The organism is Micrococcus sp. Alg238-R198, assembly GCF_900537135.1.
Lineage (GTDB): Bacteria > Actinomycetota > Actinomycetes > Actinomycetales > Micrococcaceae > Micrococcus > Micrococcus luteus.
The window spans coordinates 308,168-319,029 of record NZ_UNRH01000002.1; the positions used below are offsets into that span (position 1 = coordinate 308,168).

General features: G+C 73.5%; 8 protein-coding genes. 1 reads left to right on the top strand and 7 read right to left on the bottom strand.

What is annotated here, in order from left to right; all coding sequences use genetic code 11:
- Positions 1-12: 12 nt before the first annotated feature.
- Complete coding sequence (locus G6R13_RS03415) at positions 13-1,743, bottom strand: phospho-sugar mutase (protein WP_078025712.1); 1,731 nt, start codon at positions 1,741-1,743, stop codon at positions 13-15.
- Complete coding sequence (locus G6R13_RS03420) at positions 1,743-2,588, bottom strand: purine-nucleoside phosphorylase (RefSeq protein WP_002854392.1); 846 nt, start codon at positions 2,586-2,588, stop codon at positions 1,743-1,745. Before G6R13_RS03420 ends, G6R13_RS03415 begins: the two co-directional genes overlap by 1 nt.
- 64 nt (positions 2,589-2,652) lie before the next feature.
- Between G6R13_RS03420 and G6R13_RS03425 the strand changes: the two genes are divergently transcribed.
- Positions 2,653-4,092 (top strand): NAD(P)H-quinone dehydrogenase, encoded by a 1,440-nt coding sequence (locus G6R13_RS03425; RefSeq protein ID WP_049147626.1) that lies wholly within the window; start codon positions 2,653-2,655, stop codon positions 4,090-4,092.
- A gap of 122 nt (positions 4,093-4,214) precedes the next feature.
- On the opposite strand, the gene G6R13_RS03430 is transcribed toward G6R13_RS03425, so the two are convergent.
- From G6R13_RS03430 to G6R13_RS03450, 5 genes are all read right to left on the bottom strand, one after another.
- Entirely contained in the window at positions 4,215-5,651 is a 1,437-nt protein-coding gene (locus tag G6R13_RS03430) for an MFS transporter (protein WP_163721068.1), read from the bottom strand.
- Positions 5,652-5,822: 171 nt separating this feature from the next.
- The gene (locus G6R13_RS03435) at positions 5,823-7,679 is read right to left on the bottom strand and encodes a biotin carboxylase N-terminal domain-containing protein (protein WP_163721070.1); all 1,857 of its coding nucleotides are present in this window, start codon (positions 7,677-7,679) and stop codon (positions 5,823-5,825) included.
- A gap of 164 nt (positions 7,680-7,843) precedes the next feature.
- Positions 7,844-8,539 carry a nucleoside triphosphate pyrophosphatase gene (locus G6R13_RS03440; RefSeq protein ID WP_163721072.1) on the bottom strand — a complete coding sequence of 232 codons (696 nt, stop codon included), beginning with the start codon at positions 8,537-8,539 and terminating at the stop codon, positions 7,844-7,846.
- Complete coding sequence (locus G6R13_RS03445) at positions 8,536-10,218, bottom strand: DUF885 domain-containing protein (RefSeq protein ID WP_163721073.1); 1,683 nt, start codon at positions 10,216-10,218, stop codon at positions 8,536-8,538. The genes G6R13_RS03440 and G6R13_RS03445 overlap by 4 nt, the downstream gene beginning before the upstream one ends.
- 94 nt (positions 10,219-10,312) lie before the next feature.
- Positions 10,313-10,862, bottom strand: a 550-nt coding sequence (locus G6R13_RS03450) for an integrase core domain-containing protein (RefSeq protein WP_163721075.1), incomplete at its 5' end; no start/stop codon positions are given.

A 10,862-nucleotide genomic window follows, 5' to 3' on the forward strand; every position in this document is an offset into this window, starting at 1 on the left:
GCCTACCGAGGCTCAGCCGCCCACGAGGGCCGTCACCTCGGCGCGCAGCGCCTCGAGCCGCTCGGCGGCCGCGGCCGGGTCGGCGTCCCGGGTGCCGAGGTAGCACTTGAGCTTCGGCTCGGTGCCGGAGGGGCGCACGAGGACGCGGGTGCCGGAGTCGGTGGCGAACAGCAGTGCGTCCGTCGGCGGCAGCCCGTCCCCGCCGGCGGCCAGGTCCCGGCGCACGGTGACCGGTTCCCCCGCGAGCGTGGCCGGCGCCTGCTGACGCAGGGCCGTCATGGTGCGGGCGATCAGGGACAGGTCCGCCACGCGGACCGAGACCTGGGCGCTGGGCATGGCGCCGGTGACCGCGTCGACGTCGGCCAGGGCGTCCATCAGGCCGCGTCCCTGCGCTGTGAGGGCGGCGGCCAGCTCCGCGGCCATGAGGGCGGCCGTGATGCCGTCCTTGTCCCGCACCATGTCCGGGTCCACGCAGTAGCCGAGGGCCTCCTCGTAGCCGAAGCCGAGGTCCGGGGCGCGGGAGATCCACTTGAAGCCGGTCAGCGTGACGTGGTGCCTCACCCCGTTCGCCTCCGCCAGGGCGGCCAGCTGCGGGGAGGAGACCACGGAGTTCGCGGCGCTGCGGCCGGCCGCGTGCAGGGCCGGCATCGCGTGCGCGCCCAGCAGCGTCCCGACGGCGTCGCCCGAGAGCATCCGCCACGTGCGGGCACCGTCCGCGTCGGTGACGGGCGCGGCCAGGGCCAGGCGGTCGGCGTCGGGGTCGTTGGCGATCACCAGGTCCGCGTCCACCTCGGCGGCCAGGGCGAGGGCGAGGTCCATCGCCCCCGGCTCCTCCGGGTTGGGGAACGCGACCGTGGGGAAGGCCGGGTCCGGGGCGGCCTGCTCGGCCACCACGTGGACGGGGCCGAAGCCGGCGTCCTCGAGCAGGCCCGGGACCACGGCGCCGCCCACCCCGTGCAGGGGCGTGTAGACCACGCGCAGGTCGCGGTGGCCGTGCCGGTCGTCGTCGAGCACGCCGAGGGCCGCCGCGCGGTAGGCCTCCAGCAGGTCCGGCCCGGCCACGGTCCAGCCGTCGTCGGCGAGCGGGATGTCTGCGGCCCACGCCGCGTGGTCGATGCGGGCGGCGATCTCCGCGTCCGCGGGGGAGACGATCTGCGCCCCGCGACCCGCCTCGTCCGTGAGCCGCCCGCCGAGGTAGACCTTGTAGCCGTTGTCCGCGGGCGGGTTGTGGCTGGCCGTGACCATCACGCCCGCGTCCGCGCTGAGATGGCGCACCGCGAAGGCGAGCACCGGCGTCGGCAGCGGGTCCGGCAGCAGGACGGTCTGCACGCCCGCGGCCGTCAGGACGGCGGCCGTGTCCGCGGCGAAGGCGGCCGAACCGCGCCGCGCGTCGTACCCGACGACGGCCAGCGGCGGGGCAGCGTCCCGTCCGACGCCGTCCCACAGGTGCGCGGCCAGACCCGCCGCGGTGCGGCGCACCACGAGCCGGTTCATGCGGGACTCGCCCGGGCCCTCCTCGGCGCGCAGGCCGGCGGTGCCGAAGACGAGCGGCCCGGCGAAGCGGGCGGCGAGCGCCGCCCGGGCGGCCGCGGCCTCCGGGCCGACGCCGGCGGCCGCGTCGAGCTCGGCGCGCAGGGTGTCCCGGTGCGCGGGATCGGGGTCCTCCGCCGCCCACCGCTCAGCCCGGGCGAGGACGTCCTCCGGGAGCGCGGCGACGTCGTCGTGCGGGGGATGCGCGGGCATCAGAGCCGCCCCACGATGTCCGCGAGCAGGCGCGCGATGCGCGGGCCGGCGGCCTGGCCGGCCTCGACGACCTCGGCGTGGGACAGCGGCGTCTCCGAGATGCCGGCGCCGAGGTTGGTCACCAGCGAGATGCCGAACACCTCCAGCCCGGCGTGCCGGGCCGCGATCGCGTCCAGCGCCGTGGACATGCCGACGAGGTCGCCGCCGAGGGTGCGCGCCATCCGCACCTCGGCGGGGGTCTCGTACTGCGGGCCGGCGAACTGGACGTACACGCCCTCACGCAGGGACGGGTCCACCTCACGGGCGATCGCGCGCAGCCGCGGGGAGTAGAGGTCGGTCAGGTCCACGAACGTGGCGCCGGCGAGCGGGGTGGCGCCGGTGAGGTTGATGTGGTCCGCGATCAGGACGGGGGTGCCCGGGGCGATCTCCGGGTCCAGGCCGCCGCAGCCGTTGGTCAGCACCACGGTGCGCGCCCCGGCGGCGGCGGCGGTGCGGACGGTGTGCGCCACGGCCTGGGCGTCGCGGGACTCGTAGAAGTGCGTGCGCGAGCCGAAGACGAGGGCGTGCGTGCCGTCCGGCAGTCGGACCGAGCGGATCACCGCGTTGTGGCCGGGCACCTTCGGGGCGTGGAAGCCGGGCACCTCGGCCAGCGGCACGGCGGCGACCTCGTCGCCGATCAGGCCGGCGGCCTCGCCCCAGCCAGAGCCGAGGACGACGGCGACGCGGTGCTCCGCCACGCCCGTCGCCCGGGCGATGGTGTCGGCGGCCGCGCGGGCCTCGGCGAAGCCCGGATGGTCGCCGGTCAAGGGGGAGTCGGGGGAGGGGATGCTGGTCTGGTCGGTCACGTCGTGGAGTCTAGGCGGTGTCCCGTGAGCGCGGGCTAGGACTTTCCCGTCCGCGGCGGACACAATGGAGCCCGTGACCGAGGAAAACAGCACCTTCATCCCGTCCCTGACCATCATCGGCGGCGGCCCCGGCGGCTACGAGGCCGCCATGGTGGCCGCGAAGCTGGGCGCCCGCGTGACCCTGGTCGAGCGCCAGGGGTTGGGCGGCGCGGCCGTCCTCACGGACGTGGTCCCCTCCAAGACGCTGATCGCCGCCGCCGACTCGATGCGCCGCGTGGGCGCCTCCGTGGACCTGGGCGTCGACCTCGGCGGGGGCGACGTCCACGCGGACATGGGCCGGGTCGGCCACCGCATCCTGAACCTGGCCCACGAGCAGTCCTCGGACATCCGCGCGGGCCTCGAGCGGGTCGGCGTCCGGGTGATCGACGGCGTGGGCCGCGTCGTCGGCCCCCACGAGGTGTCCGTCCGCGCCCTCGACGACGCCGACGCCGGCGCCGAGCCCGAGATCATCACCTCGGACGCGATCCTCGTGGCCGTCGGCGCGAGCCCCCGCGAGCTGCCCACCGCCGTCCCGGACGGCGAGCGGATCTTCAACTGGAAGCAGGTCTACAACCTCAAGGAGCTTCCCGAGCACCTGATCGTCGTGGGCTCCGGCGTCACCGGCGCCGAGTTCGCCTCGGCCTACAACCGCCTCGGCGCCAAGGTCACCCTCGTCTCCTCGCGCGACCGCGTGCTCCCCGGGGAGGACGCCGACGCCGCCGAGCTGCTCGAGAAGGTCTTCGAGGGCAACGGCCTCAGGGTGGTCTCCCGCTCCCGGGCCGAGTCCGTCGAGCGGACCGAGACCGGCGTGCGCGTGCACCTCTCCGGCGAGGGCGCCGAGGACACCCCGTCGATCGAGGGCTCCCACGCGCTGGTGGCCGTCGGCGGCGTGCCGAACACGGCGGGCCTCGGCCTCGACGACGTGGGCGTGAAGCTGACCGGCTCCGGCCACGTGCTCGTGGACGGCGTCTCCCGCACGTCCGTGCCGAGCATCTACGCGGCGGGCGACTGCACGGGCAAGCTCGCCCTCGCCTCGGTGGCGGCCATGCAGGGGCGCATCGCCGTCGCCCACCTGCTCGGCGACGCCCTCAAGCCGCTGCGCCCGCACCTGCTGGCCTCGAACATCTTCACCTCGCCGGAGATCGCCACCGTGGGCGTCACGCAGGCGCAGGTGGACTCCGGCCAGTACCAGGCGGACGTGCTGCGCCTGGACTTCCACACCAACCCTCGCGCCAAGATGTCCGGCGCGGAGGAGGGGTTCGTGAAGATCTTCGCGCGCCAGGGCTCCGGCACCGTGATCGGCGGTGTGGTGGTCTCGCCGCGCGCCTCCGAGCTGATCTACGCGCTCGCGCTCGCGGTCACGCACAAGCTGCACGTGGACGACCTCGCGGACACCTTCACCGTGTACCCGTCCATGTCCGGGTCGATCGCGGAGGCGGCCCGCCGCCTGCACGTGCGCATCTGACCCAGAGACGACTTTCGGTCGTGAGATAGGCCCTATCTCACGACCGAAAGCGTCCATTCCCCCGATGTCACGTTCGACAGTGCGGGCGGGGGCGCGGGGGGAGCGCCGGGGGCCGGCCGGGGTCAGCGTGCGGCGCGGCGCTCGCGGGCCGAGGTGACGGTGTCGAGGTCCGTGTGGCGGGTCTCGGGGGAGAGGGCCAGCGCGATGACGGTGATCGCCGAGGCGGCGGCCAGGTAGTAGCCGACGTAGGAGACGTCGAACTTCTGCACCAGCCAGGCGGCGATGAACGGGGTCAGCGCGGCGCCGAGGATGGAGGACACGTTGTAGGCGATGCCGGAGCCGGTGTAGCGCGTGTTCGTGGGGAACAGCTCGGGCAGCACCGCGGACATCGGCCCGAAGGTCAGGCCCATGAGCGTCATGCCCGTGGCCAGGAACGCCAGCATCAGCGGCACGTTCAGCTCCGCGCCCACGCCCATGTTCTCCGGCGAGAGCCACAGGCCGAACGAGAGGCCGAACACCACCATGAGCACCGAGATCACGATCAGGGTGGGGCGGCGGCCGAAGCGGTCCGCCAGCAGGCCGGAGACCGGCACGAACGCCGCGAAGAACAGGATGCCGACCAGCTGCAGCACGAGGAACTCGGCGTAGGGGACACCCAGGAAGCCGTTGGCCGGCTTGCCGATCGCGTAGGAGAGGATCCACGTGGTCATCAGGTAGAAGAGCACGTAGGTGGCGTACATGACGAAGGTGCCCAGGATCAGCTCCCACCAGTTGCGGCGGAACACCTCGCCCAGCGGCGCCTTCACACGCTGGTCGCGGTCGAGGGCGCGCTGGAAGACCGGGGTCTCCTCGAGCTTGACGCGGACGTAGAGGCCCACGGCCACCATCACGATCGAGAGCAGGAACGGCACGCGCCACACCCACGTGAGGAACGGGCCGTCGAGCACCGGGCTCGTGGAGTCGTGGCTGAAGCCGAGCACGAGCGCGAGGAACAGGCCGTTGGCCAGCAGGAAGCCGATCGGCGCGCCGAGCTGCGGCCACATGGCCGCCTGCGCGCGCTTGCCGTCCTTGGCATACTCGGTGGCCAGCAGGGCGGCGCCGGACCATTCGCCGCCGAGCCCCAGGCCCTGGAAGAAGCGCAGCAGCGTCAGCATGGCCGGCGCCCACAGGCCGATCTGGTAGTACGTGGGCAGCAGGCCGATGAGGAACGTCGCGATGCCCATGGTCAGCAGCGAGCCGATGAGCGTGGTCTTGCGGCCCACGCGATCGCCCAGGTGGCCGAAGACGACGGCGCCCAGCGGCCGGGCGACGAACGCCGCGCCGAAGGTGGCCATGGAGGCCAGCAGGGCCGTGTTGTCGTCGCCGCCCGCGAAGAAGATCAGCGGGAACACCGAGACGGCGGCCGTGGCGTAGATGTAGAAGTCGTAGAACTCGATCGAGGTGCCCACGAGCGAGGCGATGATGACCCGCGAGCGGGGCACCTCCTCCGCAGTGGCGACCGCGTCCGACGTGAGATCGGTGGGGGCGCCCGGGTTCGCGGGCGGGGTGGAGTGGGACATGGTGTCTCCCTGGTATGACGGGCACAGGGGGTCGCGAACGACCACGATGTGAGACGAAGATGCGTGTCAGGTTAAGCCTCGTCGCGCCGATCTGCGAGAGTCATGTCCCCGTCGTCCACCATGTGGAACCAGCCCACGACGCCGGCGCTCCCCGCCGTCGTCGCCGGCGGCTCACTCCGCGTCGGCGATGGTGGCGATCACCGTGCCGGCCGTGACCGTCTGGCCCGGCTCGACCTCGAGACCGCTGACCACGCCCGCGCGGTGGGCCGCGAGCGGCTGCTCCATCTTCATGGCCTCCACGACCACGATCAGGTCGCCCTCGGCCACGGTCTGGCCGTTCTCGGCGGCGACCTTCACCACGGTGCCCTGCATCGGGGCGGTCAGCGCGTCCGTGCTGACGGCCGCGGCCACCGGTGCGCCGCGCTTGCCGCGGGGCCGGCGTCGTCCCGCACCGGCCCGCTGGGCGGCGCCGGAGATCGTGTGCAGGGCCTCGCCCCACGTGGGCAGGGTGACGTCCACGCGCTTGCCGTTGACCTCCACGGTCACGGTGTGGCGCGCCTCGCGGGGGGCCGGCTCGGCCGGGGTGAGGGCGCTCGGCTCGATGCGGTTCGCGAACTCCGTCTCGATCCACCGGGTGTGCACCGAGAACGGCTCCTCCGAGCCGGCGATCTCGGGCGCGAAGGCGGGGTCGCGCACCACGGCGCGGTGGAAGGGCAGTACCGAAGGCATGCCGACGATCTCGGCCTCGCGCAGGGCGCGGGCGGCGCGCTGCAGGGCCTGGCGGCGGTCCGCACCGGTGACGATCAGCTTGGCGACCATGGAGTCGAAGGCCCCGGAGACGGCCTCGCCCTCCACCACGCCGGAGTCCACGCGCACGCCCGGGCCGCTGGGCATGCGGAACGTGGTGAGCCGACCGGGGGCGGGCAGGAAGTTGCGGCCCGGGTCCTCGCCGTTGAGGCGGAACTCGATCGAGTGGCCGCGGGGCTGCGGGTCCGTGTAGCCGAGGGCCTCGCCGCGGGCCAGGCGGAACTGCTCGCGCACGAGGTCGATGCCGGTGATCTCCTCGGAGACCGGGTGCTCCACCTGCAGGCGCGTGTTCACCTCGAGGAAGGAGATGGTGCCGTCCTGACCCACGAGGAACTCGCACGTGCCCGCACCGACGTAGCCGGCCTCCCGCAGGATCGCCTTGGAAGACTCCACGAGGCGGGCGTTCTGCTCGTCCGTGAGGAACGGCGCCGGGGCCTCCTCCACGAGCTTCTGGTTGCGGCGCTGCAGCGAGCAGTCGCGGGTGGAGATCACGACGACGTCGCCGTGCACGTCCGCCAGGCACTGCGTCTCCACGTGGCGCGGCTTGTCCAGGAAGCGCTCCACGAAGCACTCGCCCCGGCCGAACGCGGCCACGGCCTCACGGACCGCGGACTCGTAGAACTCGGGGATCTCCTCGCGCGTGCGGGCCACCTTGATGCCGCGGCCGCCGCCGCCGTAGGCCGCCTTGATGGCCACCGGCAGGCCGAACTCGTCCGCGAACGCGACGACCTCCTCCGTGCCGGTCACGGGGGAGGTGGTGCCCGGCGCCAGCGGGGCGCCGACCTTGGTGGCCAGCTGGCGGGCCGAGACCTTGTCGCCCAGCCGATCGATCGCCTCGGCAGGCGGGCCGATCCACACGAGGCCCGCGTCGGCCACGGCGCGCGCGAAGTCCGCGTTCTCGGAGAGGAAGCCGTAGCCGGGGTGCACGGCGTCCGCGCCCGCGCGCTCGGCGGCGTCGAGGATCTTGCCGATCACCAGATAGGAGTCGGCGGCGGTCTCCCCGCCGAGGGCCACGGCCTCGTCCGCGAGCGTCACGTGCAGGGCGTCCCGGTCCGGCTCGGCGTAGACGGCCACGGAGGTCAGCCCCTCGTCCTGGCAGGCCCGGATGATGCGCACGGCGATCTCGCCGCGGTTGGCGATCAGCACCCGGGAGAACCGGCGCTCCGCCGCGGGGTCGACGGGCGGGACGACCGAGGCCTGCGGTGCGTCGGCGATGCTCATGGGCGATGGACTCCTCGGACGATCACGGCTGGGGGCGCGGGCGCCACGTCCGGGGTCGTGCCCCTCACCCGGTGGGGCGAAAGGCGCGGGACGGCGCCGACTCTGACCAGCACCCTACTCGTTGTGGCGGAACCCTCCGAGGCACGCGGCCCTGTCGCGCCGGATCAGCGCTGCGCGTTGGAGGGTTCCCACAACCGGGTGAAGTCCTGGCCCAGGGCCGCCGTGGCCCGCCGCAGCCACGCCACGGACAGCCCGATCACCGCGTTGGGGTCCCCGTCCACGCCGTCCACGAGGGCCGCGCCCGCGCCGTCCACCGTGAACGCGCCCGCGCAGTGCAGCGGCTCGCCCGTGGCCACGTAGGCCTGGATCTCGGCCTCGGTGACGGCGCCGAAGCGCACGACGGCGGACACCACGCCCGCCTCCGCGGCCATCCCGGACCCGACCCCGGGCTCCGGCAGCACCAGGCCCAGCCAGTGGCCCGAATGCAGCACGCCCTCCCGGCCGGCCTGGGCGCGCCAGCGCTCGACGGCGACCTCGGGCTCGTAGGGCTTGCCGTGGGCGCGGCCGTCGAACTCGAACACGGAGTCGCAGCCGAGCACGAGCGTGGGGGCCTCGACGCCGGCGGCCGCCACCCGGGCGGCCACGTCGCGGCCCTTGGCCTCCGCCAGCAGGCCCGCCAGCTCCGCCGGCGACGGGTCGCCCGCCGCCGCGCCCACGGCCGCCTCGTCCACCCCCGAGACGACGACGCGGAACGGCACCCGCGCCCGGGTCAGGACCTCCGCCCGGCCGGGGGAGGCCGAGCCGAGCACCAGTCGCAGGCCCGTGCCGGGGCCGGCCGAGCCGTCGTCGTGCGGGATCACGCGAGCGCCTCCCGCAGGGTGTCCAGGCCCATGCCGCCCAGGCGCAGGGCCCGGGTGTGGAAGGCCTTGAGGTCGAAGTCGGCGCCCTCGGCCTGCTCGTGCTCGGCGCGGATCTGCTCCCAGATGCGCTGGCCCACCTTGTACGCCGGCGCCTGCCCCGGCCAGCCGAGGTAGCGCGTGAACTCGAAGCGGCGCTGGCCCTCGGAGATCCTCAGGTGCTTGGTCAGGAACGCGTAGCCCTTCTCCGGGGTCCACGCGCCTCCGCCCTCGGACTCGGGGGCGTCGAAGCCGCAGTGGTAGCCGATGTCGAACACCACGCGGGCCGCGCGCATGCGCTGCATGTCCAGCATGCCGAGGTGATCGCCCGGGTCGTCGAGGAAGCCGAGCTCCTCCATGAGCTTCTCCGCGTACAGCGCCCAGCCCTCGCCGTGGCCGGACGTCCAGCAGAAGCTGCGGCGCCACAGGTTGAGGTTCTCCCGGTTCATCATGGCGGTGGCGATCTGCAGGTGATGGCCCGGCACGCCCTCGTGGTAGACCGTGGTGGTCTCCGCCCACGTGGTGAACTCGTCCTCGCCCGGGGGCACGGACCACCACATGCGGCCGGGCCGGGAGAAGTCGTCCGAGGGGCCGGTGTAGTAGATGCCGCCCTCCTGGGTGGGGGCGATCATGCACTCGAGCCGGTCCATCGGGGCCGGGATCTCGAAGTGCTCCTTCATGGCCTCGACCGCGTCGTCGGAGAGCCGCTGCATCCACGTGCGCAGGGCCTCGGTGCCCTTCAGGGTGCGCTCCGGGTCTGCGTCCAGGATCGCGCGCGCCTCCTCGATCGTGGCGCCCGGCCGGATGCGCTCGGCGTCCGCCTGCTGCGCGGCGATGATGCGGGCCAGCTCCTCCTGGCCCCAGCGGTAGGTCTCCTCGAGGTCGATCTCGGCGCCGAGGAAGACGCGGGAGGCCAGCCGGTAGTAGTCGATCCCGACGCCGTCCGCCTCCGGGGCGTGCGGGCGCAGCTCGGCCTCGAGCGTGTCCGCGAAGTCGCGGTAGGCCTGCGCGGCGGCGTCCGCGCCGGAGCGGATGCGGGCGGCCAGGGCGTCGTCCACGACGTCGGCTCCCTTGGCCCGCTCGACCAGGCCCGGGAAGAACCCGCCCGCGGCGCCGTGGGCGCGGGCCTGCTCCACCACGATGTCCACCTGGCGCACCGCGGCCACGTGGCCGGCGTCGCGGGAGGCGAGCAGGGACTCGGTGTAGCCGCGCAGGGCGGCCGGCAGGTTCTCGAGGCGGCCGGCGATGTGGCCCCACTGCTCCGCGGTGTCCGTGGGCATGAGGTCGAAGACCGCGCGGATGCCCTGGGCGGGGGAGGCGATGTTGTTCAGCTCGGTGCGGCCGGTCGCGTGGATCTCGCGCTCGAGGCCGATGCGCTCCTGCATGGCCGTCTTGGTGACGCGGTCCGTCTCGTCCTGCGGCTCGAGCGCGGCCAGGTCCTCGAGCAGGCGGGCGTTGAGCTCGTCGTCGGCGCGGGCGCCGACGGGGGAGAAGTCCGTGTACTCGGTCTCCCGGCCGGGGAAGCCGAGCTCGGTGGCGGTGTCCGGATGCAGGGCGAGGAGGTCGGTCACGTAGCGCTCGGCGAGCGCGTCGATGGCGGACGGGGTGCGGGCGCCGCCAGGCGCTGATGTGGTCTGGGTCATGTCATGAACTCTAAATGGTCTTGACCGCTTCTAATGGAGGGGTGATGCCAGATTTCCTTTCCATCCAGGCGGCGATGACGTTGAGCCGCCCCCTTCATTCGGTCCGGACGTTCTGTGAGTCGTCGGTTTCCATTTGATGGGTGCACTGCCGAGCGTACTCGGCTGGGGTTAGGTAGCCGAGCGAGGAGTGCCGGCGGTGGTGGTTGTACTCGTCCTTCCAGTTGCCGATGATGACCTGTGCGTGCAGCAGCGAGTAGAAGCTGTTGATGTTGAGGCACTCGTCGCGGATCCGGCTGTTGAACGACTCGACGTACCCGTTGCGCCACGGCGAGCCCGGAGGGATGTAGGACAGGCCGGTGCGGGTGCCGGCCCAGTCGGCCATCGCCTCGCTGATGAACTCCGGCCCGTTGTCCGACCTGAGCACCGCCGGGGCGCCCCGGGCGGCGACGAGGTCCTCGAGGTGGGCGGTGAGTCGGTCGGCGGTAATCGAGCGCTCCACGAGCCCGCCGATGCACTCCCGGGTGTGTTCGTCGACGATCGAGCAGATCTTGATCGGTCGTCCGTGCTCGTCGGCGTCGAACTGGAAGTCCACCGCCCACACCACGTTCGGCGCGTCCGCCGTCGGCGCGTCGACGGTCGAGGAC